19 protein-coding genes are annotated in these 26,044 nt (G+C 46.1%); 12 read left to right on the top strand and 7 right to left on the bottom strand.

Features of this window, described 5'->3' with window-relative positions; translation table 11 throughout:
- Positions 1–4 precede the first annotated feature (4 nt).
- Positions 5–2,926, bottom strand: coding sequence for a SusC/RagA family TonB-linked outer membrane protein (locus tag IC612_RS07535; protein ID WP_194739573.1), 2,922 nt, complete (start codon positions 2,924–2,926; stop codon positions 5–7).
- Between the two features lie 199 nt (positions 2,927–3,125).
- Between IC612_RS07535 and IC612_RS07530 the strand changes: the two genes are divergently transcribed.
- The 4 genes from IC612_RS07530 (at position 3,126) to IC612_RS07515 (ending at position 8,596) form a co-directional block, all read left to right on the top strand.
- Positions 3,126–4,304 carry an MFS transporter gene (locus IC612_RS07530; protein WP_194739572.1) on the top strand — a complete coding sequence of 393 codons (1,179 nt, stop codon included), beginning with the start codon at positions 3,126–3,128 and terminating at the stop codon, positions 4,302–4,304.
- 37 nt (positions 4,305–4,341) lie between these two features.
- A complete protein-coding gene (locus tag IC612_RS07525; RefSeq protein ID WP_194739589.1) occupies positions 4,342–5,097 on the top strand; it encodes an NUDIX hydrolase in 756 nt (251 codons plus the stop codon).
- Positions 5,098–5,138: 41 nt separating this feature from the next.
- The gene (locus IC612_RS07520) at positions 5,139–6,320 is read left to right on the top strand and encodes an acyl-CoA dehydrogenase family protein (protein ID WP_194739571.1); all 1,182 of its coding nucleotides are present in this window, start codon (positions 5,139–5,141) and stop codon (positions 6,318–6,320) included.
- 149 nt (positions 6,321–6,469) lie between these two features.
- Positions 6,470–8,596 carry a Tex family protein gene (locus tag IC612_RS07515; RefSeq protein ID WP_194739570.1) on the top strand — a complete coding sequence of 709 codons (2,127 nt, stop codon included), beginning with the start codon at positions 6,470–6,472 and terminating at the stop codon, positions 8,594–8,596.
- Positions 8,597–8,609: 13 nt separating this feature from the next.
- On the opposite strand, the gene IC612_RS07510 is transcribed toward IC612_RS07515, so the two are convergent.
- Genes IC612_RS07510 through rsmG form a run of 3 tightly spaced genes read right to left on the bottom strand, consistent with a single transcriptional unit; the run spans position 8,610 to position 12,477 of the window.
- A complete protein-coding gene (locus IC612_RS07510; RefSeq protein WP_194739569.1) occupies positions 8,610–11,288 on the bottom strand; it encodes a PD-(D/E)XK nuclease family protein in 2,679 nt (892 codons plus the stop codon).
- The gene (locus tag IC612_RS07505) at positions 11,285–11,800 is read right to left on the bottom strand and encodes a DUF922 domain-containing protein (RefSeq protein ID WP_194739568.1); all 516 of its coding nucleotides are present in this window, start codon (positions 11,798–11,800) and stop codon (positions 11,285–11,287) included. Before IC612_RS07505 ends, IC612_RS07510 begins: the two co-directional genes overlap by 4 nt.
- Positions 11,801–11,844: 44 nt before the next feature.
- Positions 11,845–12,477 carry a 16S rRNA (guanine(527)-N(7))-methyltransferase RsmG gene (rsmG, locus tag IC612_RS07500; protein ID WP_194739567.1) on the bottom strand — a complete coding sequence of 211 codons (633 nt, stop codon included), beginning with the start codon at positions 12,475–12,477 and terminating at the stop codon, positions 11,845–11,847.
- A 100-nt stretch (positions 12,478–12,577) separates the two neighbouring features.
- Here rsmG and IC612_RS07495 point away from each other — a divergent pair, with 100 nt between their 5' ends.
- Positions 12,578–13,234 carry a metal-dependent transcriptional regulator gene (locus IC612_RS07495; protein WP_194739566.1) on the top strand — a complete coding sequence of 219 codons (657 nt, stop codon included), beginning with the start codon at positions 12,578–12,580 and terminating at the stop codon, positions 13,232–13,234.
- A gap of 57 nt (positions 13,235–13,291) precedes the next feature.
- Here the strand turns inward: IC612_RS07495 and IC612_RS07490 are convergent, their stop codons facing one another.
- Positions 13,292–14,680, bottom strand: a complete 1,389-nt coding sequence (locus tag IC612_RS07490) for a tetratricopeptide repeat protein (RefSeq protein WP_194739565.1) — start codon at positions 14,678–14,680, stop codon at positions 13,292–13,294.
- Between the two features lie 48 nt (positions 14,681–14,728).
- Positions 14,729–17,392, bottom strand: coding sequence for a DNA gyrase subunit A (gene gyrA, locus IC612_RS07485; RefSeq protein ID WP_194739564.1), 2,664 nt, complete (start codon positions 17,390–17,392; stop codon positions 14,729–14,731).
- A gap of 146 nt (positions 17,393–17,538) precedes the next feature.
- Between gyrA and IC612_RS07480 the strand changes: the two genes are divergently transcribed.
- The gene (locus IC612_RS07480; RefSeq protein ID WP_194739563.1) at positions 17,539–17,853 is read left to right on the top strand and encodes a DUF4286 family protein; all 315 of its coding nucleotides are present in this window, start codon (positions 17,539–17,541) and stop codon (positions 17,851–17,853) included.
- On the opposite strand, the gene IC612_RS07475 is transcribed toward IC612_RS07480, so the two are convergent.
- Positions 17,850–18,905, bottom strand: coding sequence for an acyl-CoA reductase (locus IC612_RS07475; protein ID WP_194739562.1), 1,056 nt, complete (start codon positions 18,903–18,905; stop codon positions 17,850–17,852). The genes IC612_RS07480 and IC612_RS07475 overlap by 4 nt on opposite strands.
- A 63-nt stretch (positions 18,906–18,968) precedes the next feature.
- On the opposite strand from IC612_RS07475, the gene IC612_RS07470 reads away from it, so the two are divergent.
- The 6 genes from IC612_RS07470 (at position 18,969) to IC612_RS07445 (ending at position 26,042) form a co-directional block, all read left to right on the top strand.
- The gene (locus IC612_RS07470; RefSeq protein ID WP_194739561.1) at positions 18,969–19,319 is read left to right on the top strand and encodes a 4Fe-4S binding protein; all 351 of its coding nucleotides are present in this window, start codon (positions 18,969–18,971) and stop codon (positions 19,317–19,319) included.
- A 76-nt stretch (positions 19,320–19,395) separates the two neighbouring features.
- The gene (serC, locus tag IC612_RS07465; RefSeq protein ID WP_194739560.1) at positions 19,396–20,454 is read left to right on the top strand and encodes a 3-phosphoserine/phosphohydroxythreonine transaminase; all 1,059 of its coding nucleotides are present in this window, start codon (positions 19,396–19,398) and stop codon (positions 20,452–20,454) included.
- Positions 20,455–20,480: 26 nt separating this feature from the next.
- Entirely contained in the window at positions 20,481–21,446 is a 966-nt protein-coding gene (locus IC612_RS07460; RefSeq protein WP_194739559.1) for an NAD(P)-dependent oxidoreductase, read from the top strand.
- A gap of 10 nt (positions 21,447–21,456) precedes the next feature.
- Positions 21,457–22,698, top strand: coding sequence for a DUF1015 domain-containing protein (locus IC612_RS07455; protein WP_194739558.1), 1,242 nt, complete (start codon positions 21,457–21,459; stop codon positions 22,696–22,698).
- 166 nt (positions 22,699–22,864) lie between these two features.
- A complete protein-coding gene (locus tag IC612_RS07450; protein WP_194739557.1) occupies positions 22,865–24,220 on the top strand; it encodes a M20/M25/M40 family metallo-hydrolase in 1,356 nt (451 codons plus the stop codon).
- Positions 24,221–24,290: 70 nt separating this feature from the next.
- The gene (locus IC612_RS07445; RefSeq protein ID WP_194739556.1) at positions 24,291–26,042 is read left to right on the top strand and encodes a TrkH family potassium uptake protein; all 1,752 of its coding nucleotides are present in this window, start codon (positions 24,291–24,293) and stop codon (positions 26,040–26,042) included.
- Positions 26,043–26,044: the final 2 nt, after the last annotated feature.

The raw sequence follows: 26,044 nt of genomic DNA, 5'->3' as shown, positions 1-26,044 counted from the left end.
TGTCTTAGAATTGTAAGTTTAAACCAAAAATGAGAGTTCTCGGCTGCGGATAAAATCCTTTATCCACACCCATTACATCACCACCAATCTCAGGATCGTACCCGTTGTAGTCCGTCAAGGTTACCAGGTTGTTCCCTGTAACATAAACCCGAATTTTCTCTGCATTAATAGAGGTGGTTAGAGATTTAGGAAGAGAATATCCAAGGGATAGAATTTTAAGTCTTAAGTAGTCCCCGTCCTGCAGATAGAAATCCGACATGTTGGTAAAGTTTCCGTTGGTATCGTCGGAGGTAAGTCTTGGATAGTCGTTGGAAGTTCCCTCTCCGGTCCAGCGTGAAAGTGCTGTAGTCTGGTAGTTGGCACGACTCACGTCCAAACGGCGCAGACCTTGGAAAATCTTGTTCCCTGAAGCGCCCTGAAGCATTGCGCTTAAGTCGAATCCTTTGTATTCCAGATTCACGCTAAGTCCAAATGTGTTTTTTGGAAGGGAGCTTCCCAAAAACGTACGGTCTTCGGCATCAATAGATCCGTCGCCATTGGTATCCACCCATTTAAAATCGCCTGGCTGTGCGTTGGGCTGGATTAGAGTTCCTTCCGCATTGGTGTAGGCATTCACCTGATCCCAGTTTTGGAAGATACCGTCGGTTTTCCATCCGTAGAAACTACCGTAAGGAAGTCCTTCCATAAGTCTTGCTACCTCACCATTTAAAGATTGAAAGCTTGCCATTGAAATGAATTCCAATCCATTCAGCCTGGTAACCTCGTTTTTAAGTGTGGCATAGTTGGCAGATGCATTGAATCGAAGATCTCCGAAGTTCTTGCGGTAAGAAAGTTCAAGTTCCAAACCTTCGTTACGCATATCCCCGATATTTCCCCAAGGATTATTGGTTACCCCTACGTATCCAGGAATCTGGTACTGTAGTAAAATTCCTTCGGTTACTTTTTCGTAGTACTCCGCCGTTAAATTGAAATTTCTAAATAGTCTAGCGTCAAAACCAATGTTTTTCTGCGTTGTGGTTTCCCAGTGCAGGTCGTTGTTGGAAAGTGTCGCTGGTGCACTACCGATGATTACGGAAGGTCCTGTTCCAAAGTAATAGTTGTACCCATTGGAAATTAAAGACTCGTATTGGTTTGGAGCAAGGGAACCGTCGTTACCGTTCTTACCGTATCCGGCTTTGAATTTAAGTTCGTTCACTACGGAGTTTTCAGGCCAGAAGTTTTCCTTCGTTACTACCCAACCGGCAGATACCGACGGAAAGGTTCCGTACTTCTTATTCGGTCCAAAGAGGGAAGATCCATCTCTACGAACAATAGCAGTTAAAAGGTATTTCTCTGCGTAGTTGTAATTCAAACGTGCAAAAAGTGAAGTTCTTCTCACTTCGTTGAAGTTGTAGCTGTAACCGATCTTATCCGTTGGAGCTACCGCCATATTGAAGCTAGCCTCACGGTAATCGTTTGTTGGAAGATTGAAATGGGTCACGCCACTGAAATTACCTATACCGGTCACGTAGGTTCCCTGTCCTAATAGTACTGCGAAATCATGATCGGAAATAGTTTTGTCGTAGTTTAAAGTATTCTCTACGTTCCAGTCCAGTCCCTGACCGTTTCCGCGGTTAAGGTTATTCTGTACCACATTTAGGTTTAGGGAACTTAAATAATACCTAGGATTGAAACTGTAGTCTCCCCAGAACGCTTTCTTAGCACCTAGGGTAGTTCTTAATTTTAAATTCTCAAGTAGGTCTGCTTGCAAATACGCGTTACCAACAATCACGTCGGACCAGCTGTAATTTCCAAGGCGGGTCTGAATGTAGGCCAGAGGGTTTACGATTTCGGACTGCTGCATATTGGAGATCCCGTAAGGATTGCCATTGGCGTCACGAAGAATAAACGGTGAGGCTGTGTAAGGAGCAGAATTGGCACGAATCGGATCGTACTCAATGATAGGAGTTAGAGGGTCCAGCATGAGTGCATCGGCAAGTACCCCACCGAATTCCCGGTTTTGGTCTCCGATACCAACGTTTTTCTGGTGGGTATAGAAGATGTTCTGACCAAAGGTCAAAATGTCGTTAAGAAACTTGTGTGAGGAGTTAACTCTTGCAGTCTGTTTCTTGTAGTTTGAAATAGGTGTGGCTACGATACCTTCTTGTTCCTGGATCCCAAAGGATGCATAGAACTGGCTTTTATCCGTACGACCATTGAAGCTAAGTTCGTGGTTCATACCAAAAGCACTGGTATTGAAAACCTGCTTTTGCCAGTCGGTACCTACCCCTAACGTGGAGATATCATTGAATAGTACATCTCCGCCACCATTAACGGAACGTTCGTTCATCAGCACCCCATACTCCGTAGCATTAAGGAGTTTAAGTACCTTGGATGGAGAGGAATAGCTGGTGTACCCGTTGTAGGCTACGCTCATTCTACCTCTCTTAGCACTTTTGGTCGTCACTAGGATTACCCCTTTCGCGGCTCGTACCCCATAAATTGCGGCCGAAGCAGCATCTTTAAGGATTTCTATGGACTCGATGTCCGCCTGGTTTAGTGTAGCGATGTCGGCGTTCTCCAAAGGAACTCCATCTACAACCCAAAGAGGATCGTTGGCACCAGAGAAGGTAGTTACCCCACGAACCCTAATGGTCGAGGTCGATCCTGGTGCTCCGGAGTTCATAGCAATGGTTACCCCTGCAGAACGTCCTTGAAGCATCTGCCCAATTCCACCGTTGGGTGCATTCTCAAAATCTTTCGCAGTAACTTTGGAAATCGCACCGGTGACCACACTCTTTTTTTGGACACCATACCCCACGTTTACCAAAACTACTTCTTCAATAGCTTTTTCACGGACTGTATCATTGTCAATTTGCTGCGCTCCAATGCTGGAAGCAGTAAGTAACATCGATAAGGTCAAAACACTAAGAATTTGTTTTTTCATATATACCGATTTTTATCTCATAATGAGACATTAAATTTATAACATTTTGTTAACTGACCTAATGATTTTCGTCTTTTTTTAGAATTTCGTTTATTTGTGGGCGATTCCGAAATCAAATTCTTTAATTATTGTCTCAAATTGAGTATTTTTCTGCTCCCAACAGTACCCAAAAAGTGTTACCAAACGTTAAAAAATTGGCATGGCCTTAAAAAAAACTACGCACTACCCTCTTATCCTTGTTTTCCTGATTTTCTCCATGCTTTTAAACTGCATGGGTATAATTATTATACAGTTTTCCGAGCAAAACATTTCCTATGGAGGTTTGGGACTACTGGAGGCTTTTAAAGACCTTCCAATAGCGGTCAGCTCCCTTGTGCTGGTCAATGTGATCGCACGGGTTGGAGCCAAGTGGAGCCTGTATTTTGCGCTTGGTTTTGCCGCTCTCTGCTGCCTTGTCATACCTTTTGTGGGAGAGTTCTGGTTTATGAAAATCTGGTTCGCGCTCATTGGAGTAGGATTCGCTGTAGGAAAAATGGCAACGTTTTCTCTTTTACGGTTCAATTTTAAAAGCAGTGCGCTCGCCTCGGTAATGAACCAGGTAGAAGCCTCCTTTATGTTTGGGATTTTCTTTGTAAATATTGGTTTTGGATGGTTGATTTCAAGTTCTTTAAGCGAATATTGGATGTTCGGATTCTGGGGAATTGCGGCCTTATGTCTGCTCACGATGTATCTGCTCCGAACCACCGGGTACCGTCAAGTACATGAACCTCCTACGGCTACTGCACTTACGGGCTTCCTGGGACTGTTGAAAGGTCCAACCCTTGTATTCCTATTAATCATGATGCTGATTGTCTTTACAGAGCAGTGCTTGAATTCGTGGCTACCCGCATTTTACCGCGCTAATTTTTCAGTATCCTCTGGATTTGCGCTGCAGAGCAGTGCGTTTCTAGCACTTTTCTCCTTTGTGGGTAGGTATCTAACCAGTAAAATCATCCACCGCTTCCACTGGTTTACGTACGTACGTTTTTGCATGGCGGTGGTGGCACTCGTTTTACTACTAATGTTCTTTTCTCTCCATTATTTTCCAAATAACAGCAGTTATCTTGTTTTTCTGATTCCTTCCATTGGCCTGTTTCTCTCACCGTTGTATCCTGTAGTTAATTCCCGAATGCTTTCTGGGTACGATGAAAAGAAAGTAGGAGTCCTTATTTCCGGATTGGTGATATTTTCTTCTTTGGGAAGTTCTTTGGGATCTATCTATATTTCCGTAGCTTTCCACTGGAATATTTCGGAGTTCTATCCACTCTTTGTATTAGGCTCTCTTACCCTTCTATTTATTCTCACCTTGCATTTCAAAAAAATTATTATCTCAAATTGATAAAATAGTCTTATCTTTAGTGGACAATATTTCAGCCATGACACAACTGGATGATTCTAAGAACCGTCAGAGTCTGCTAGACCTGATCAATACCACTGATTTTGTCGAACATATCTCAGTGGACTGCATTATTTTCGGGTTTCATAAAGATAAACTCAAAGTACTGCTATTAAAATACCACGACCTGGACCTGTATTCGGTACCAGGAGGATTTGTATTCAACCACGAAGATCTTAGGCAGGCTGCCGCAAGGGTACTCTACGAACGCACTCATCTGCACGATCTTTTCCTGGACCAGTTTCATACTTTTGGACGTATCGACCGCACGGAGAATAATGTCCACCAAATACTGCTTCAAAACAAGGGTATCGAGGTACCCAAAGACCATTGGATTTTTCAGCGTTTCATTAGTGTGGCCTATTGCAGTCTCATCGACTATACCATGTCGGAAACCTTCCCGGACGCACTGAACGAATCAGTGGAATGGCACGATGTAGATAAGCTTCCAAATATGGCCTTTGACCATGAACGTATGATAAACGAAGGACTTATACATCTTCGCAAGAACCTTGACACGCAGCTGGTTGCCTACAATCTCCTGCCTGAGAAGTTCACGATGATGCAACTCCAGCAGCTTTACGAAACGGTGCTTGGTGAAAAGTTTAGAAGAAATAATTTCCAGCGAAAAATGCTCAGTTTGGGAACCCTGGAACGTCTGGAGAAGTTCTACGACGGATCCCCTAATAAAGCCCCCTATTTGTATAAATTCTTACCAAGTGAAATCAGCGTTTGAGGTTGGAGAAATATTCCTAAATTAGACCAAAATAGATTTCCATGTCGTATTATCCTTTGCAAAGTATTCCAGATTACTATATGCTGGACCAGTTACTATCTGAAGAACACAAACTTATACGTTCCTCAGTTCGGGACTGGGTGGAGAGTTTTGTTATCCCCCAGATCGATCAGGCTGCACAAGAGCATCGGGACATACCGGGCCTGATGCAGGAACTGGGTAAAATTGGGGCGCTTGGTCCCTATATTCCCGAAGAGTATGGAGGCGCTGGTCTAGACCAAATTGCCTACGGTATCATCATGCAAGAGCTCGAACGTGGAGACTCTGCGGTGCGTTCTGCCGCCTCGGTACAAAGCTCCCTTGTGATGTTTCCCATCTTCAAGTACGGCAGTAAAGAGCAAAAGGAAAAATTTCTCCCAGGCCTCGCCCAAGGAGAACTCATTGGTGCTTTCGGCCTGACGGAACCTAACCACGGATCCGATCCAAGCTCCATGGAAACTACAATAAGGAAAACAGCGGATGGCTACACACTTAACGGCGCTAAAATGTGGATTACCAATGCCCCGCTCTGCCATCTGGCTGTGGTTTGGGCAAAGGATGAAGAGGGCAAGGTGCGCGGAGTCATTGTGGAGCGAGGAATGGAGGGTTTCTCCACACCAGAAACACATAATAAATGGTCCCTTAGAGCTTCAAAGACCGGGGAACTGGTTTTTGAAAATGTCCGGATACCATCAGAAAACATTCTTCCCGGCGTGGAAGGTCTGAAAGGACCTTTAAGCTGCCTGAATTCTGCGCGATACGGAATTTCCTGGGGCGTGATTGGAGCGGCCATTGACTGCTATTGTACTGCAGTACAATATACTAAGGAACGTCAACAGTTTGGAAAGCCTATAGCCTCTTTTCAACTGCAGCAAAAAAAACTAGCTGAATTTCTTACCGAAATTACCAAAGCACAGCTTCTATGCCTGCAGTTAGGAAACCTAAAAAATACGGAGACTGCTACTCCAGCGCAGATTTCCATGGCCAAGCGTAATAACGTAAAAATGGCCATTGAGATCGCACGTGAGAGCAGACAAATGCTTGGGGGCATGGGAATCATGGGAGACTTTCCTATGATGCGTCATGCGGCCAACCTGGAAAGCGTAATTACCTACGAGGGAACCCATGACATCCATCTTTTAATCACTGGATTGGATATTACAGGTATTAACGCATTCAGCTAAATAACCTTAACGTAACTATACTACAACTATAGCGGAATACTTGCAAGGGTATTACCGCTTTTCGTTTACGTGTAATTCTAGCCGCAGCGAGTCCTTCTCGCTAGAACGTACGGTTTTTTCTCCGGAGTTCAGTACATTTGCCCTCACTTATGACCGCACTTGATTATATACAATCGCATCTGGATTTACCACGAAGAAGTATCGATTCCACCATTCAGCTTCTGTCCGCTGAGGCCACGATTCCCTTTATTGCCCGCTACCGAAAAGACCAGACCGGTAACCTTAATGAGGTGGAAATACAAAAGATACAGAATCTTAAAATCCAATTCGATGAAATAGAAAAGCGAAAAAAAGCAATTCTGTCCGCCATAGAGAATCAGAAGCAGCTTTCACAGCCACTCGAGGAAAAAATAGTGGCAAGCTACGATTTACAAGAGCTGGAAGATCTTTATCTCCCATACAAACGAAAAAGAAATACTCGGGCACAGAGCGCGCGGGATCTGGGCCTTGAACCCCTAGCCCGTGCCCTTAAAGAAGGTAAAACGCTATCTCCTTCCTTTCTAGAGCGCTTTCTTTGCCCTGAACTCCCAACCTCAAGTAGGGCGCTGGAGCTAGCCCGCGATATCCTGGCAGAGTGGATAAGTGAGGATATTAAGGTGCGCAAGACTTTGCGAAGGCTTTTTGAACGTCGCGCTGCAGTGAAATCCGTACTGGTCAAAGCGAAAGCGCAGGACCCCGAGGCCCAAAAATACCGGCAATACTTTGACTGGCATGAACCGCTTTTCAAAATGCCCTCCCACCGACTTCTTGCCCTTTTAAGGGCCAGCCAGGAAGGCTTTGTACGAATGAAGGTAGAAGTGGACCCGGAGGAGATCTTTAAAACTCTCGAGCCTTTGGTGGTAAAACCCCACCATACGCACTTGGGGGAAATGCAACTGGCGCTCAAAGACAGTATCACCCGCCTACTCTATCCTTCACTAAGTACGGAGGTGCTGGGCTACTATAAGAGAAAAGCGGATCAGGCGGCCATCGACATATTTGCGCAAAATTTGAAGCAATTACTTCTCAGCGCTCCGTTGGGAGAGAAACGAATACTGGCACTAGATCCAGGGTATCGGAGTGGGTGCAAGCTGGTGTGTCTCGATGAGAAGGGCGAGCTGCTCCACAATGAGACAATCTATCCCCATCCTCCGCAAAAGGAAACTACCCAGGCCATAAAGAAAATTCGCTCACTGGTAGGTGCTTACAAAATAGAAGCCATAGCGATTGGTAACGGCACGGCGAGCAGAGAGACCGAAGCGCTTCTACAAAAAATAGCATTTGAACGCCCTCCGGAAGTTTTTGTGGTCTCGGAGGCTGGTGCCTCGGTCTATTCCGCTAGTGCATTGGCACGCGCCGAATTTCCCAGCTACGATGTAACGGTCCGAGGGGCAGTATCCATCGGCAGAAGACTTAGCGATCCGCTCGCAGAACTGGTAAAAATAGACCCCAAGTCCATCGGTGTAGGGCAGTACCAGCACGATGTCGACCAGTCTTTACTTCAACAACAGCTGCACCACACGGTGGTTGGAGCCGTCAATAGCGTAGGGGTCAATGTAAATACTGCCAGTGCTTCGCTTTTGCAGTACGTTTCGGGAATTGGTGAAAAATTAGCTGCAGCCTTGGTGGAATATCGCAAGGAGCACGGAGGCTTTAGTTCAAGGGAACAATTACTAAGCGTACCACGCCTTGGTAGCAAAGCGTTTGAGCAGTGCGCTGCATTTCTTCGGATTCCACAGTCCAAGCATCCCTTGGATAATTCCGCAGTACACCCCGAATCCTATCCCGTTGTAGAAAGAATTGCAAAAGACCTGCGGATGGATTTAGATCAGCTCATCGGTAATGCCCCGCTGCTGGATAGTCTGGAACTTGAAAAATACACTAGCGAAAAGCTGGGAATACTTTCACTGAAAGATATCGTCTCAGAACTTAAGAAACCGGGACTGGATCCTCGGACCAGTGCAAAAGTGCTTGTATTTGACAGCAGCATACGCAAGCTTGAAGACCTTAATGAAGGAATGGTCTTAAATGGCATTGTCAACAATATCACGGCATTTGGATGTTTTGTGGACATCGGCATTAAGGAAAGCGGCCTGGTGCATATTTCGCAGGTCTCCGACAGATTTCTCTCAAGCGTCACGGAGGCAGTGCATCTGCACCAACATGTCAAAGTGAGAGTCTTGGAAGTGGACCTAGAAAGGCGTCGGGTACAGCTTAGCATGCGCCTAAAAGACTAAAGTCCCCTACACCCTAATAGATTACTTTCTGCGTTCTGGTAAACGGTACGTCGGGGTCAAGGATCTCTGCGATGACTCCTTTTATTCCTTCCAGCAGATCCTCCAGCGTATAGTCCTTCATTTGTAGTGGCTGCACCCCTTCCCCTACCTTAGCAAAGGACCATATTCCGGCAGAAAATGCTCTACCGCTATATTCTGCATCCTGTCCCAAAGCATAGAGGTAGAAGGCAAGCTGAAGGCCTTTGCTGTGTTTATAGGAGAGTCCCTCTTGAAAGGACTTTAAACCAAAGGACAGTTCTTGCGAGTTTAGAGAAGATTTATAGTCAATGAGACGCACCTGACCATCAAATTCATCCATACGGTCAATGATGCCCCGAAGCTCTACACTGCCGTGCCCCGGAATCTCAAGAGGAACTCCAGAAAAGCGTTTTTCTACCGCAAGGATTCGCAGCGAGCTACCTTCTTCCACACTCTGCGTGTCTTTCTTTATGATCCGCTCAAGCACGGAGAGAGCCATCTGCTTATGGATATAATTCATTCCCACAGCATAATAAGCCGGATCGTGTTTCAGCCGCTCCATGGCATGGGCCAAAGCCGCCTCGGTTTGCCCTAACAAGCCTTCTAGATCTTTAGTAGTAAGATATTTCTCTACCAGGGGCTCGTAGAGGTACTCCAGTGAAAAGTGAATAAGGTTTCCATAATTTCTGCTCGAAAGCTCTTCCTCTATCTCTTCATTTTGTGAATAAAGGATATTCTTTAGGTAAAAATCCATCGGATTGTACAGGTACGAATTCAGATGCGATGCCGCCACACGGCTTTTCCAGCGTTCTAGGCGTTCTAAAAGAGCGGGTGTTTTTGAAACAGACATCTCGGAAGTCTCCGTTGCCGTCGCGGATGTATCCACTACGAAATGGTGCACTTTGTGGGGACTTTCCATTTGCAACTGGGTAATGAATCTACTTTTCTCACCACTGTTTATACCGGAGGTAAGTGAATTGTAGAGCAGATATACTTTTTCTGCCTGTTGGATCAGACGGTAGAAATGATAGGCATAGATGCTGTCCGATTCCAGGTAGGTATGCATCTGGTGGCTCGCGCGTACGTTAAAGGGAATATAGGAATTGCCTCCGGATCCGGGAAGTTTCCCTTCATTTACAGAGAGAAGCACTACGTTCTTAAAGGTAAGAAGTCTAGTTTCCAAGAGTCCCATCACCTGCAGTCCCTTTAAGGGTTCCCCTACAAAGTCAATGGTCTGGGTCTGCACCAGCTGGTTGATTAGTATCTCGAGCACATCTACCGAGTGCACAAAGTCAAAATCCGCCAATTGGTTGGAAAGGATCCTTAGTTGTTTTTCAAAATGCGAGATATTCTCGTACTGCAAATCGGAGAGTTTAAATGTTTTTAGATCGGTGGTGAATGCCAGAAGTTTCTCCAAAAGTTCCATGGGAGAAGAACATTTCTCCAGGATTGAGAAATAACTCAAATCGCCAAGCAGTTCTTTGAGCATTTTATAAGAGAGGTAGACGCGGTTCTTTTCCACGAGCTCCTTCTGAAATGTGGCGATAATCTCATTATCCGTTACAGCAGCTGGAATGGCAGTGAGAATATTCACCAGGTCCTTATAGTAGTAACTACCCGAACGGATTTCCAGTTGCTTGTGGAGATGTAAGAGCGCACGTATACCTTGAGAGAAGGCCATGTTCTTTATAGGATAACCCATAGTTATATTCAGATGCTCTACAAAAGACAGTTCAGAGATCACCGAAGGCAATAGATTCTCATCCAGTAACACCACAGCAGTGTCTTCCAGTTCCTCAGGCTTAATTTGTTGCAGAATGGAACTAAGAAGCTTGGTCTGTGTAACGTTACCAGGCACTTCGTACAAGGCAATGTATTTAGACTGCATGAAATCCTGGTCCACCCACTGAAACTGCCGGAAATCATTGAATTCCTTCCATTGTCGGTGCCTGCGAAGGAATGCTCCGGCTTCCTGCACGGAGTTGTCCATATAGTAACTGTCGGAATGGAAGTAGCATTGGGCCTTGTCCAGGGCTAGCAGTTCACGGATGAGTTTTTCTTCGAGTCGGGTCAGTGCATTCAGACCACAGAACACGAACCGCTCTTTGGATGCCGCTATGTACTGCCCCACATTTTTAAGTGCCATCAGGTGTACCATACCCGGAGAGGCCAGTCCCTGCTGCTCCAGATGCCGGTCAAGTTGAGGTAGATACTCGCCGTTTTTCTTCCAGAAATCCAGGAAACGCTGCGATACCTCTCCAAGCTCGTCCTGTCCTAGGGATTTTGCCCACTGTAAAATGCGTTCCTCCTCCTGCATGTAATCTAGCACCGCTAAGGGCTCGGGAGCAAATTTGAGTATCTCGTCCCAGTCTTTTGCAAGCGCGGGAAACCACTTGAGGAATTCCGAAAATTCCATTGGGTAGAGCTGCGTATGAAATCGGTAGGCCTCCAGAGTTAATGCTAGGCCCTGGATACAGGTGGCTCCTGAGATTTCCTCAGTCAACTCCTCGATGGTTTTCATTCGAGGAAGAAATCCGCTGTAGCCTAAATCCTCAAGTGCCTTTTTGAAAAAAATCTGCGGTCGTTTTCCCGGGAAAACCACCACATGGTCTTTCAGGTCTTTTGCGTCTTTTATAAGTTCAGCGGCGATGCGGTAAAGAAATGAATATTTCAAGGGGTTGTGCTTTTAAAGTGTTGAAGTTGCATAAGTTCCTTCTCAATCCACAGCTCGTAGGCTTTTTGAAAGGAAGGATGGGTTCCTTTACGGGTCTTGGTATCGTATTTTTCCTGTTCTTTAAGATACTGCGCATAGTAGGCATCAAAAAGGGGCTTAAAACCCTTTTTTAAATCCTCCAGTGAGCGTAGTCTCTGCAAAGCTGCCTTCTTTATTTTACGCGCATAGACTTCGGCCAGATCAAAGTGGCCCTGTTCGTGGGAGAGAAGTGCGCTCGATTTTGCTTTGGGGTGCACATACGAACGGGTAGGATCAAAAAATGCATCTACCGTAATAAAATACCTGCCCGATGCCAGTTTACCTGAACGGCCTTTCATTCCCACTGCGCTTTGCGCCGCTTGCCTTAAATCCCCGCGCTCCCTAAAATGGGACCACTGTATAGATTGCGTTGCCTTCCAGGGGATGGTTTGCGAAAAAAACAATGGAGCCACACTGAAAAATACTGCAGCCAAGGCTCTGGAACGGATAAATAATGTAATAAGACGGGTTATAGATACTATGAATTAAAATTTCCTTTAGAAATATACACCACTTTTTTGGTTTCAAAAAATTCCATTGGAAAAAATTCTTTTAGCTGGAAAATCTCTGCACGGATTCCTTGCAATTCCTCGCCCAAATCGCCCCCCTTTAGGTAGAGCACACCATTGTGGCGGGAATTGATCTGATCCTTCAAGAACTTCCCTCTAAGCCATTTGAGAAATACCGGCATTTGCGTCACTGCTCGTGAAACCACAAAGTGAAAGCGGTCCTTTATCTCTTCGCAGCGCGCATGTATCGCCGTAACGTTCTCAAGACCCAATGCGCTGGAGACTTCTTTTACTACAAGGATTTTCTTTCCGATGGAATCCACCAGGGTAAACTCGCTCTCTGGGAAAAGTATGGCCAGGGGAATGCCCGGGAACCCCCCTCCGGTTCCTACATCAAGGACTTTAGTACCTGCGGCAAATTCCATGACCTTAGCGATTCCTAAAGAATGTAAAACGTGCCTTTCATAAAGTGCGTCCAGGTCTTTTCTCGATACTACATTGATTTTTGCGTTCCATTCCCGATACAGCGCCTCAAGCTGCTCGAATTGGTGGATTTGTTTCGGAGTAAGATCGGGAAAATAACGTAAAATGGTCTCTTGCATACGCTGTGTCTTAAGCGTACAAATGTACATTTTTTGAGTGAAGTGGTGTAATTGTTAGGCCTTTTTAAACCTATAGCTAACTTTTCATACCTTTACGGCTATGACGACCCTTACCGAAGAAAACTACCTGAAAGCTATCTACCATCTTACCAAAGATAAAGACACGGTCCTAGTCAACGAACTGAGCAGGATGCTGGGAGTAAAGATGCCCAGCGTGAATTCCATGATGAAGAAATTCATGGAAAAGGACTGGGTCCATTTCCAGAGCTACAAACCGATCGTTGTGACTCCTGAAGGCAAGAAAAGAGCAGCCCTTGTCGTGCGCAAGCACAGGCTTACTGAGATGTTTCTGGTAGAAAAAATGGGTTTTGCCTGGGACGAGGTACACGAAATTGCCGAAGAAATCGAACACATTAATTCCGAGGCCTTCTTTGAAAAGATAGATCACCTGCTTAATTTTCCTAAGGCCGATCCTCATGGCTCCCCCATTCCCGATAAAGAAGGTCGTGTGCCGCATTTTAATTACATCCGGTTAACAGAGCTTAATAATGGTGAGAAAGGTATTTTTTCCGCACTCTCTGAGGCTCCAGTGGAGCTTTTGAACCATTTGGACACTATAGCGCTTTCTCTTGGGGCACTTGTGGAAGTACTCCATGTAGAACCCTTTGATGGTTCCACTACCCTTAAGTACGCTGCGCGCACCCATATCCTAAGCAAAGTCGTGTGCGAAAGGCTGCTTGTGGAGCGCATATCCTAAAAAAAAAGGCCGCTATCTTCTAAAAGAGCGGCCTTAGTACTAGGTATCGCGTACCGATTATTTTTTATTCTTCATTGCTGCTTCCTTGGCCTTAAATTCCTGGAATTTAGCTTCGTTTCTAGTAGATTGGTACAGACCTTTTAACAGGGTAACTGCATCAAGGTTGTTAGGATCTGCCTGATACCATTTTTCCGCAAAAGGCAAAGCGCGTGCGAAGCGGGCTCTACGGTCTTCCATGATTTTGTTGGCTTCGGCGCTTTTCTGTGCCTTACGTAGTTCGTTGTATTTATCGATATGCTTTTGGTCGTTGTCCACGTCCATAATCATATAGGTAAGGTTTTGGTATGCCGGAGCGTAGTTTGGATCAATTTCCACTGCCTTCTTAAAGTATCCTTCCGCTTCCTGAAGCTTACTAGGATCCTTGCTTGCAATTACTCCTAGGTTGTAGTAGCTAATCTTGTCTTGTGGATTCTTAGCTACCAGTTCCTTAAGGCTTGCCATGAAATCGTCTGTTTTACCTGCGCGGTAGTACGCTACTCCTTCCAGTTCGGTAAGACGGGCACTTTTTGGGAATTTAACTTTCGCCGCCTTGGTATGTGCGATCAGCTCGTCGTATTTCTCAGCATCAAGTAGTAGTCCTGCGTACGTTTCGTAGAGTTCCTGCTCGATATTAGGAGTCGTTTCGTTACGGAAACCGGAATACTCGCCTGTAGCTTCGGTTTTCTTTAATAGATCCCATGAGGACTTATCGAATTCCTGCTCCTGTCCGGATTTCTTCTCTGTTGCATAGTAACGAGTCTGTACGCCGTTGTATCCTGAATCGATGAGTTCTTTGTAAACCGCAATGGCGTTTGGTTTGTCTTCCGCCATCGCATAGGTTATTCCGGAAAAATATAGATACTGCTTGTTCTCTTGTCCTGCTGCTTTTAGAAGGTTGTATACTTCGCGGAATTTAGGTCCTGCTACCGTATACTGTTTTGCATCGTACGCATCCACTGCTGCTTTATTGGCAGCCTGTACCATAGGATTCACCATCTCGGCAATCTTAGGAACAAGTGTTGGCTGGTAGGATTCTTCTTTAAGTCCGGAGATGCCGGAAGCATCCGCCTGCGCCTTACCTACGAAATATACTTTGGTTTTTCCGTCCTTCCCTGCGTATACTTTCTGCTTACCCATATCGGCTACCTTGGCCAGATACTGCGCTGCTTCTACCGTCTTACCGCTTTTAAGAAGTGTAACCCCTTTGGTAAAATAGTACTGTTCCTGCACTTCCGGCTCGAGTAGGTAGGTCTTGCCACCTAGGGCTGCATCTGCTGCTGCAAGCTGTGATGTTGCCGTGGCAACATCGTTGGACTGTGCGGCCTTGAATGCCGCCGATACTTCCTTCTTTTGAGCGTAGGCAAAGGTCATGGAAACCACTGCTAAACTTAAAATAATCTTTTTCATTGTTGTTATACCTTTTTAATTTGGTTGGATTGATTTTTAAGGGAAATGTTAAATTTCCTCAGATTCCCCGTCCTCTACAGGAGGGTTTTTCTTAGCATTTTTCTCCTCTTCCTCTATGGCGCGCAGAGCCTGCTCATCGCCCACGTTGGACACCTGGTTGTCTCCCGTCTGCTCGGTAGCGGAAAATTCTACCTTATCACTAGATACAGCCGCCTTGAAACCTTCATCCTCTAGAAGTTCCTGCTCGAGGTCTTCCACTTCCTTATCCATTGCCACTTTGGCAATCGCAGCGATTTCGTCGGTACTCTTAAGGTTGATGAGTTTCACTCCCTGGGTATTACGACCCATGACACGCAGTTCATCCACGCTCATCCGGATAGCAACTCCACTCTTGTTTATGATCATAAGGCCGTCTCCGTCCACTACATTCTGTATGGCAATGAGATTACCGGTCTTTTCCGTTACGTTGAGGGTAATTACTCCCTTACCACCACGGTTGGTGATGCGGTAGTCTTCTACAGCGGAGCGCTTACCGTATCCTTTTTCAGATACCACAAGCACACTTTCATTTTCTTTGTCGTTAACCACAATCATTCCGATCACTTCGTCCTTCTCATCCAAAGCAATTCCACGTACCCCGATCGAGCCACGGCCTACGGCGCGGGCTTTCTCTTCAGGGAAACGAATACACTTACCGAACTTGGTTGCGATCATGATCTCCGAGTTGCCACTTGTCAGCCATGCGCCAAGCAATTGGTCGTCCTCACGAATCTCGATGGCGTTGATACCGTTGACTCTTGGGCGCGAATACGCCTCAAGCAAGGTTTTCTTTACCGTACCGTTGCGGGTGATCATTACCACGTACATCTGACGTACGTACTCCAAATTCTTCAGGTCGTTTGTCTTAATATAGGCTTTTACCCTATCGTCCGGTTCCAAATTGATAAGGTTCTGTATAGCCCTACCTTTAGCAGTGCGGGAACCTTCCGGTATTTCAAAGACGCGCAACCAGTAGCATTTTCCTTTCTCCGTAAAGAACAGCATGTACTGGTGGTTGGTTGCAGAGACGATATACTCAAGGAAATCTTCATCGCGGGTAGTAGCGGCCTTATTTCCTACCCCACCACGCGACTGCACTTTATATTCGGAAAGAGAAGTCCTTTTAATGTATCCCGCATTGGAGATGGTTACCACCACGGCCTCGTCGGCTATGAAGTCCTCAATAGACATATCGCCTCCGGCGTAGTCAATTTCCGTGCGGCGCTCATCACCGTATTTTTCTTTAATTTCGAGCATTTCATTCTTAATGATCTCATAGCGACGTCCTTCATTGGAAAGAATATCCTCCAAATCCTTGATAAGGGCCATGATCTCTTCATACTCTGCGCGAATCTTATCGAGTTCCATTCCGGTAAGACGCGCAAGACGCAGATCCAAAATGGCCTGGGCCTGTATTTCGGACAGCTCAAATTCCTCGATGAGGCCTTCTTTTGCGTGCTGCGGTGTGGAGGAATGACGGATGATGGCAATTGCTTTATCCAGGGACTGCTGCGTTCCAATTACTTTCATAAAGCCCTCAAGGATATGGGCTCTCTCTTTTGCTTTCTTAAGTTCGAATTCGGTTCTTCGTACCACCACCTCGTGACGGTGCGCCACAAAATGCACGATGATGTCCTTTAAGTTCAGCTGCTCGGGACGTCCCGCCACCAGAGCAATATTATTAACACTGAAAGAAGTCTGCAGTGCAGTATACTTATACAGTAGATTCAGCACCACATTAGGAATTGCATCGTTTTTTAGTTCGTAAACAATACGCATACCTTGACGGTCCGACTCGTCACGGATCTCGTGGATACCGGTGAGTTTCTCATCCTTGACAAGCTCCGCGGTCCGGCTAATCATCTCCGCTTTATTGACCTGGTAAGGAATCTCCGTAACAATGATGGCGTTACGGTTTCCAATTTCTTCAAAATTTACTTTCGCACGGATAACAATGCGGCCTCTTCCAGTAGTTAAGGCATCACGCACTCCCTCATACCCGTAAATGATACCACCGGTAGGAAAATCCGGGGCAATTACATGTTTCATGAGCTCGTCCACAGTGATCTCGCGGTTATCTATGTACGCGCAAATGCCATCCACTGCCTCAGAGAGGTTATGCGGGGCCATATTGGTAGCCATCCCTACAGCAATACCGGAGGTACCATTGACCAGTAGGTTAGGAATCCTGGTAGGCATCACAGTAGGTTCGGTCATCGAGTCGTCAAAGTTGTTCTGGAAATCGACCGTATCCTTGTCTAAGTCGGCAAGGATTTCATCGGAGATTTTCTTAAGACGCGCCTCGGTGTAACGCATTGCTGCTGGTGGGTCCCCGTCCATGGAACCGAAGTTACCTTGTCCGTCTACCTGGGTATATCTTAAGGACCAAGGCTGGGCCATACGTACCATTGCATCGTATACGGAGCTGTCTCCGTGGGGGTGGTACTTACCCAGTACGTCCCCAACGATTCTGGCGGATTTAAGGTGCTTTCTGTTGGAAAACACGTTCAAACCGTACATACCGTATAAAACCCTTCGGTGCACCGGCTTTAGCCCGTCGCGCACATCGGGCAAAGCCCTTGAAACAATAACCGACATCGAATAATCGATGTAGGAGGATTTCATCTCATCGACAATATTAATGGGTATTAACCTTTCTCCTTCTGTATTCATATTTAGATTAATAAATGAGTATCAGGTCGTTACAAGACCCGTTATTTTTTGTTTTTCTTCACTTTATAATAACGTGCTAATTTAGGAAAAAAATCCCGATTTTTGCTGCGGAAACTTGTAAAATTAATCCTTAAACCAAGCACAAAATGAGCGTACTAAGCCTAACTTTTCACACTACTGCCGCCATCGAACAGGAGTGGAATTCCTATGCCCAGAAGGAGCTGGAAGAACTGGTTAACAATTTGTGGGACGTGGAGAAATACATGCTCTCCCAAGTGGAGAGCGAAATGCTCAGTGAGGGAAGCAACACCAATGTACTTTTGGTATTTGCCTCACCACAGAAGCGCATGGAATTCTTGGAAAGTGAGCTACAGAATATCACTGAGCGTATTCTAGAAAGGTTCGGGGATCAGGTACTGGTATTCAAAACACTGCTCAACCCTTTGTCAAGCACCCTTTAGTTACCTTTCGTAAGGCCCGCAAGAAACTCCATCGTATCGACGTTGTCGGCATAGGTTGAAAGCGAGGGGCATTGCGCCTGCCCAGGCCGTACGGTTGGTAGGGACAGATCCATAGAACTCACCACGCACTGGATCTGCTCTCTTGAGCGCTCCAACGTTTCTTCAAGATCGCTTAGGTTTTCGTAACGGCTAAAATACACTACGCCCAGCGGTGAAAAGAGCGCGTCCTGCTCCTTTAGCATCACAAAATTATTGTCCCAGAACTGCTCCTGGTTCATTAGATAGATAGCCTTGTGGTAGTCGTAGTTGTTGACGTAGGAATGGTGGTTGATAATTTCCCCAAATCCCACAAAGCTTTCAAAAAGACGGTCCAGGAGAAAATCGCGCGGGATAAACAGTTTCGAAACATTCCTGCATCCTAGTCCAAAGTAGGAGAAAATATCACTGGAAAGTGCCTTCAGCTCCTCTGAAGTCTCGCGGCCTGAGAGTACTGCCACTGAGGTGCGGTTCTTACGTATTATGTGGGGGTAGGCTTTAAAGTACTGCTCTAGGTAGCGCGCCGTATTATTGCTTCCCGTAGCAATTACCGCATCAAAATCCTCCAGTCTTTCCACTAATTCATAGGCCAAATCTACCCCGGTAAATTCCTGCCATTTTTCAAGCAGCACGGGAATAAGCCTCTTGTCTTTTGAAGAAAGCTTGATAAGGGCTTTATTTCCACTTAGAAGCACACACAGTACGTCGTGAAAACCCACTAAAGGAATATTGCCCGCAAGAATAAGACCTACTTGTACGCCCTGACCAGAAAATTCGTAGGCCTCTAGCCACAAGTGAATCTGCTCCCTTTTAAATTCAGATGAAAGAGCGCGTAGGGCCTGGTATTGGTTCTGCTCCGTGAACCAGGAATTTTCTGCTTTTGACCTTGCAACTGCCTCTTTGAGTTGCTGAAAATCTAAGGAGTCGCTACTGCCCGCATTTGTTTCATGCTCCAAAAAAGCAGCTATATATTCTCCTAATTTCACCAGTCCGGTGATTTGTTTTTCAGTGTGCATTATAAGGGGGAATTGCGAGATTTTTACTAATTTTGTGCAAATTTATAAAAATTAAAATCAGCAATGGCGATTAAAATAACGGATGAATGTATCAATTGCGGAGCCTGCGAGCCGGAATGCCCCAACAACGCAATTTATGAAGGTGCCGTAGACTGGAAAGCCTCTGAGGGCACAGCCCTTAAGGGTATGGTCACTTTAAAGTCGGGACTCACCGTGGATGCAGATGCACCCCAGGAGCCCGTCAGTGACGATGTGTACTTTATTGTCACCGATAAATGTACCGAATGCAAAGGTTTCCATGAGGAGCCTCAGTGTGCTGCTGTATGTCCTGTAGACTGCTGTGTACCGGATGAAGACAATGTAGAATCGGAAGAAAGTTTACTTGCGAAAAAGGCTTTCCTTCACGATGAATAAAACTTGAGCCTCATTTAATGAGGCTTTTTTTTCCCTCCGATGCGTAATCGGTTTTTTATAAATCCTACTATAACCCATGAAGATACACAATTTCAGCGCCGGTCCCAGCATACTTCCAAAGGAAGTGTTTGAACAGAGCGCACAAGCAGTACTGGACTTTAACGGATCGGGGCTTTCCATCCTTGAAATCTCCCACCGAAGTAAGGATTTTGTGGCAGTAATGGAGGAAGCCAGGCAGCGGGTACGCACCCTCATGCAGCTTCCAGAACACTACCACGTTCTGTACCTGGCAGGAGGTGCCAGCCTGCAGTTCCTTATGACCCCTTACAATTTGATGAAAGAGCAGGGAGGTAAAGCGGCCTACGTGGATTCAGGCAGTTGGGCAGCAAACGCCATAAAAGAAGCAAAAAAACTGGGCACTGTAGATATTGTAGGATCCTCCAAAGAAAAGCACTATTCCTATATTCCTAAGGATTTCACGGTGGATGATAGTTACGATTACTTCCACTGTACCTCTAATAATACTATTTACGGGACCCAGATGCAGGAGTTTCCGAAAGTACCTGTCCCTGTATGTTGTGACATGAGCTCGGATATTTTTTCCAGAAAACTCGATTTCAGCCAGTTTGACCTTATTTATGCCGGAGCACAGAAAAACATGGGACCTGCGGGTGTTACCCTTGTGGTAGTGAACGAACAGATTCTTGGAAAAACGGGACGTACCATTCCCTCGTATCTCGATTACCAGAACCATATAGCCAAGGAATCGATGTTTAACACCCCTCCGGTATTCAATGTCTACGCCACGCTTCTGACCCTTCGCCATCTGGAAAAAACAGGAGGTATTGAGGCCGCAGAAAAAAGAAACCGCGCCAAAGCCGAGCTGCTTTATAACGAGATAGACCGCAACGATCATTTCCAGACGTTCTGCGTGAAAGAGGACCGTTCCGTAATGAATGTCTCTTTTGAGCTTTTAAGCCCAGAGCTTAAAGAGATGTTCGATCAGCGCTGCAAAGAGGCTGGGATCAGTGGCCTTAACGGACACCGTAGCCTGGGTGGATACCGCGCAAGTATCTACAATGCCATGCCTATAGAAAGCGTGGAAGTGTTAGTAAGTGTCATGCAATCCCTATAAACAATAATTGAATACCCCCCACTCCTATGAAAATACTTGCTGCAGATTCGTTTTATCCCGAAGGGCTGGAGCAACTGCGCCAGGAAGGCTTCGAGGTAATTGAGCACCGCATCTCCAGGGAGCATCTTGCCGATTTTATTAATTCGGAAGGTATCGAGGGGATACTGGTTCGAAGCAGCACCCAGTTGGACCAGGAGCTACTTTCCTTATGTCCCAATTTAAAACTCATAGGCCGGGGCGGAATTGGAACCGACAATATCGATCTTACCTATTGCCAGCGCGCAGGAATCCAAGTGGTTACCACGCCCGGAGCATCCAGTAGGTCGGTGGCAGAACTGGTATTTGCCCATTTCTTCTCAATGGCCCGCCATCTGCACGAAAGCAACCGCTTGATGCCGTTGGAGGGAGAAAGCCGATTTTTAGAACTTAAAAAAGAGTTTGCTCGTGCCTTTGAACTGGAAGGAAAGACGCTGGGAATCATAGGCTTGGGAAATATAGGAAAGGAAGTGGCCCGAATGGGTACCGCTCTGGGCATGCGCATTAAAGTGCTTACCCGCACCGAGCGGACCGAAACGCTGGAACTAAGGTTCCACGCACTTCCCCCCGTAGCGTTTCAGCTGCAAACCCAAACCGATATGGAGTCCTTTCTCTCTGATTTGGATTTTTTATCTATTCACACCCCCAAAACGGAGGGCTACCTGCTGGACCAACGAGAATTTGCGTGGATGAAGGAAGGGATCTATATTGTAAACACTGCCCGTGGTGGGGTGCTTAATGAAGTGGAACTACTGGAGCAGATCGAAGCAGGCCATATTCAAGGTGCAGCCCTCGATGTCTTTGAGACCGAACCCCAACCCGAAGTACAGATCCTTATGAACCCTGCCCTCTCCCTTTCTCCACACCTAGGAGGAAACACGGTCGAGGCACAGGAAAAAATTTCCCGGGAACTTGCCCGCCAGATCATTGAAATAAAAGACCAACTTTTAAGATAAGAGATAACTTATGCCGACATTCAGACCTTTTCGTGGTATCAGACCCGTGGACGATTATATAGACCGCTTTCCCACGCACCCACTGGATAATTTCTCCCTGGAAGAAATCACCCAGAAAGCACAACTGGAAAGCTCCTACATACAGATGATCAAGCCCTACGTCCTTAGCAAAAGCAAAGACGTGGACCGCAACCTGCGCAAGATTCGGAGTAGTTACGAGGAGATGTTAAGCGAGAAAAAACTCGTTCAAGACAGTTCGGCCTACTACCTTTACGAACAGATCTATCCTAATAAATCGGTATTTAGGGGGCTTCTGGGCCTTACCTGGGTGGAGGACTTCTGGAACGGAAAGATAAAAAGGCACGAGAGTACCATACCGCAGAAGAAAGAACGCCTGGCGCATTACCTTGAAAAAGTGAATTTGCAGAGCGAGCCGGTGCTTCTCACCTATCCCAGTAATTCCAAGGTGGAGCTACTCATGAACCACGAGGAGAAAAATGTTCCCATTCTAAACTACGAAGACAGTCAGGGTATAAAGCACAAGATCTGGAGAATTGACAACCGACTTAAAATGCAGCAATTCAAGGAAGTACTTGAATCTATAGAGAATTTCTATATTGCCGACGGACACCACCGTATTGGGTCTGCAGCCTTGAATGCAAGTAATCTTAGAGCAAAGAACAAGCGCCATACGGGTACCGAACCCTATAATTTTGTATTCAGCTTTATTGTATCCAACCAGTCCATCAAAATACACGACTACAACCGTGTAGTGCGTGATCTGAACGGAATGAGTAGCGAGGCCTTTCTTAAGGCTTTGGAAAAATCCTTCAACATCCATGAGAAGGGAGACCATCCTTACTACCCTTCCCAGAAATACCACCTTTCCATGTACCTGGGAGGGAAGTTTTACTCCCTACACGTAAAGCACGAGTTAAGGACGCAGGACATTTCCTTGAACCATATTGACCACCACCTGCTCGATGAGCTGGTTTTCAACGAAATACTAGGTATAGAAGACACGGACAGTTCGGACCGTATCGACTACATTAAAGGCACCAGCTCCTCGGAAGGGATCCTAAGGCTTAAGGAAGCGGTAGATAGTGGTAAATTCACTGCAGGATTCGGCATCTATCCGGTAAGTTTCAATGAGATGATACGCATTTCAGACCATAAGATAATTATGCCTCCTAAGTGCACCTATATCGAACCCAAACTGGTCACTGCCTTGGTGATGTACGACATGAAATAGTACTGTCCTCTATAACTAACCGAACAGAACAGTCCCATCCTCCTGCAGGTGGGACTTTTTCTTCCGTATACCTTAACTCTTCTGTAGGGCTAAAGCGCGCTCCTAAAGTGTACACCGATTGCCTTGAAAGAAAAAAAAATTCCTATTTTCGTCGTAAAACTATTTCATGAAACATCTATTACTCTCCTCATTGCTGCTGACGGGTCTAGTTTCCGCGCAGAAATCCCAGGACTCTGTACAATTTAAAGCCATCGCAGAGCATATATTGGTTCATGGTGAGTCCTACAACGATTTAAAGGAACTGACCAAAGGTATTGGACACCGCCTAAGCGGCTCTTCGGCCTACGAGAAGGCCGTGGTATGGGGTGAGAAAAAACTAAGACAGGCAGGGGCCGATAAAGTGTACCTGCAACCCGTGATGGTACCTGTGTGGGTTCGCGGAAAGGAATCCCTTAAAATTCGTACAAACGGAGGACATTGGGAAGAAATCAAGATGCTTTCTTTGGGGAATTCCGAAGGCACCCAGGGAAAAGACCTTAAAGCAGAACTCATCATGGTTTCCAGTGAAAAGGAATTTCAGATGCTTCCTGCAGACAAAGTACGGGGGAAATTCGTCTTCTTTAATTTCCCATGGGGTCACCATCATGTAGAACCCTTCAAGGCGTATGGAGAGGCCGGGAAATACCGCCGTTCGGCGGCAAGTTGGGCCGCAGCAAAAGGGGGCGTGGGCGTGGTAATTCGCTCGCTTTCTTCCGCATTCGATGATGAGCCCCACACCGGGTCGCTGCGTTACGAAGAAGAGCTTAAGAAGGTCCCAGCAGTAGCGATAGGAAATGAATCCGCGGACCGATTAGCCCGTTTGCTTGAAAAGCAAAAACTTGAGGTACTTCTTAACTCTGAGGCCACCAATAAAGGCGAGCAACTCTCCTACAACGTAATTGGAGAGATTACTGGCCATAAAGACTCCAAAGTTATTGTAGCGGCAGGACACCTGGATTCTTGGGACGTGGGTGAAGGGGCACACGACGACGGCTCGGGAGTAGTCCAAAGCATTGAAGTACTACGCACATTCAAAGAACTGGGAATAAAAAACAACCATACCATAAGGGTCATTCTCTATGCTAATGAAGAGAACGGCGTCCGGGGTGGTTACGCGTACTTAGATGCAGTTAAGAAATCCAAGGAACCCCATCTCTTTGCCATAGAGAGCGATTCGGGCGGTTTCACTCCACGGGGAATTGCCATGGATATGGAGGAAGAAAAAATCAGACAGATTACCTCCTGGGAGGATCTTTTCCGCCCCTACGGAATACACGATTTCCAGCGCCGGCACAGCGGTGTGGACATAGGCCCGCTTAAAAGTTTGGGTATTCCCCTATCGGGGCTTTTTCCCGATCCGCAGCGGTATTTTGACATCCACCACACCCATGAAGACACACTGGAAAAGGTCAACCGACGCGAACTTTTACTTGGAGCCTCTGCCATGACCCAGCTTATTTATATGATTGATAAGTATTGGTAAAAAAAAATAAATATCTACATTAGCACCCTAAAATTAAATAAGGGTGCTTTTTTATGCCCCATAATAGCAAATGCAGTATCAGGTCCAACCAAAAAGCCGGCACACACCAGTAGCGTTTGGTTTCTTACTACTCTATATGGCTGCCCTATCCACTTTACTGTGGAAGATAGGTTTTGGAATCTCCCCGGAGGAACAGGAACTTCTAGCGGTCTTTCTCTCTACAGTTGCTTTGGTGGGTGCACTCCATCTGGCAATTAGCGCATACCAAGGACTACGCAGCCGAAAACCATCGGCTTTAATACTGGACGGGCTTCTAGTACTCTATTCGGTGGTTGCACTTTTTCAGGAACTATTCAGTGGATTTCAAGGATACTACAGTGAATGGATCCATTTTGCAATTTTTGTTCAGGCGCTGCGCCATTTCTCACGCTTCCGACTGAATTACCGCAGGTCCTTTCTTAATCCAGCGCAGCTCTTTATAGGCAGTTTCCTGGTGCTCATCCTTCTCGGTGCGGGACTTTTAATGCTTCCCAAAGCTACCTACAGTGGTATTTCCCTGATCGATGCACTGTTCACTTCCACCAGCGCCGTCTGTGTTACAGGGCTTATCGTAGTGGATACGCAGGCCCACTTCACTCCCCTGGGCCATTGGCTCATCATGGCGCTCATTCAGGTGGGCGGTCTTGGGATTCTGACCTTTGCTAGTTATTTCAGCTTTTTCTTTAAAGGTGGGGCAACCTACGAGAATCAGATAGCACTGAGTGATATAACCAGCTCGGAAAAAATCGGCGAAGTTTTCACCACGCTACGTCGTATCATTGTCATCACGTTTCTGGTAGAGCTTATCGGTGCAGTGATGATATTTTCTACTTTAGGAGACTCACTTAAAGGTTCCTGGAGTGAAAAGCTTTTCTTTTCGGTGTTTCACAGTATATCTTCCTTCTGTAATGCAGGGTTCTCTACCCTTACCCTGGGGATGGCGGACGAAAGAGTGCTATTCAATTATCCTCTTCAGCTAAGTATCATAGGGATATTCGTATTTGGAGGACTGGGCTTTCCCATTGTAATCAATTCCCTCCGTTATTTTAAATATACCCTCTTAAGGCTGTTTTACAGGCTCCAGGGAACACAGTACCGCTTCAAACCCTGGATTCTCACCTTAAGTAATCGATTGAACCTCTCCACTACACTTATATTGTCCCTAGTCGGTACATGCATTATTCTCTATAAGGAGTTCGATAATGTACTGAAAGGACACAGTCTGCTGGGAAAAATAGTCACTGCGGTATTTACCGCCACCACTCCGCGTACTGCGGGCTACAACTCCATAGATTTTAGCCAGCTGCATTTCTCCTCCATTATCATCATCATCTTCCTTATGTGGGTGGGTGCCTCTCCGGCTTCGACCGGTGGTGGTATAAAGACCAGTACGTTTGCCATTGCTACACTTAATTTCTTTTCCCTGGCACGAGGCAAACACAAAATTGAAATTTTCAACCGACAGATAGCCGACATATCCGTGCAACGTGCTTTTGCCGTTATGAGCCTATCGCTTGTAGTGATTGGTATGTCCGTATTTTGGATTGCGCATTTCGATCCGGACCAACCGCTACTGGATATAGCATTTGAGAGTTTCTCTGCGTACAGTACCGTGGGATTAAGCCTGGGAATTACCGGGCAGCTAAGCTGGCAGAGTAAACTTGTACTTATTATCACAATGTTTATTGGGAGGGTTACCATGCTCACCATTCTAATCTCCCTGTTTAAAAGGGCCCGACTGGCTAGCTACAGCTACCCACGGGAGGAAATTCTAATCAATTAAGA

This window comes from Planobacterium oryzisoli (genome assembly GCF_015354315.1).
Taxonomy (GTDB): Bacteria; Bacteroidota; Bacteroidia; order Flavobacteriales; family Weeksellaceae; genus Planobacterium_A; species Planobacterium_A oryzisoli.
This window is presented reverse-complemented; position numbering and strand designations above follow the sequence as displayed.

What these genes read in the sequence shown, in the direction of transcription:
- IC612_RS07515 (WP_194739570.1), top strand. Translation starts at nt 6,470, where the DNA reads ATGACCGCACTTGATTATATACAATCGCATCTGGATTTACCACGAAGA.
- IC612_RS07535 (WP_194739573.1), bottom strand. Translation starts at nt 2,926, where the DNA reads ATGAAAAAACAAATTCTTAGTGTTTTGACCTTATCGATGTTACTTACT.
- serC (WP_194739560.1), top strand. Translation starts at nt 19,396, where the DNA reads ATGAAGATACACAATTTCAGCGCCGGTCCCAGCATACTTCCAAAGGAA.
- IC612_RS07480 (WP_194739563.1), top strand. Translation starts at nt 17,539, where the DNA reads ATGAGCGTACTAAGCCTAACTTTTCACACTACTGCCGCCATCGAACAG.
- IC612_RS07490 (WP_194739565.1), bottom strand. Translation starts at nt 14,680, where the DNA reads ATGAAAAAGATTATTTTAAGTTTAGCAGTGGTTTCCATGACCTTTGCC.
- IC612_RS07450 (WP_194739557.1), top strand. Translation starts at nt 22,865, where the DNA reads ATGAAACATCTATTACTCTCCTCATTGCTGCTGACGGGTCTAGTTTCC.
- IC612_RS07495 (WP_194739566.1), top strand. Translation starts at nt 12,578, where the DNA reads ATGACGACCCTTACCGAAGAAAACTACCTGAAAGCTATCTACCATCTT.
- rsmG (WP_194739567.1), bottom strand. Translation starts at nt 12,477, where the DNA reads ATGCAAGAGACCATTTTACGTTATTTTCCCGATCTTACTCCGAAACAA.
- IC612_RS07455 (WP_194739558.1), top strand. Translation starts at nt 21,457, where the DNA reads ATGCCGACATTCAGACCTTTTCGTGGTATCAGACCCGTGGACGATTAT.
- IC612_RS07460 (WP_194739559.1), top strand. Translation starts at nt 20,481, where the DNA reads ATGAAAATACTTGCTGCAGATTCGTTTTATCCCGAAGGGCTGGAGCAA.
- IC612_RS07520 (WP_194739571.1), top strand. Translation starts at nt 5,139, where the DNA reads ATGTCGTATTATCCTTTGCAAAGTATTCCAGATTACTATATGCTGGAC.
- IC612_RS07475 (WP_194739562.1), bottom strand. Translation starts at nt 18,905, where the DNA reads ATGCACACTGAAAAACAAATCACCGGACTGGTGAAATTAGGAGAATAT.
- IC612_RS07525 (WP_194739589.1), top strand. Translation starts at nt 4,342, where the DNA reads ATGACACAACTGGATGATTCTAAGAACCGTCAGAGTCTGCTAGACCTG.
- gyrA (WP_194739564.1), bottom strand. Translation starts at nt 17,392, where the DNA reads ATGAATACAGAAGGAGAAAGGTTAATACCCATTAATATTGTCGATGAG.
- IC612_RS07530 (WP_194739572.1), top strand. Translation starts at nt 3,126, where the DNA reads ATGGCCTTAAAAAAAACTACGCACTACCCTCTTATCCTTGTTTTCCTG.
- IC612_RS07445 (WP_194739556.1), top strand. Translation starts at nt 24,291, where the DNA reads ATGCAGTATCAGGTCCAACCAAAAAGCCGGCACACACCAGTAGCGTTT.
- IC612_RS07470 (WP_194739561.1), top strand. Translation starts at nt 18,969, where the DNA reads ATGGCGATTAAAATAACGGATGAATGTATCAATTGCGGAGCCTGCGAG.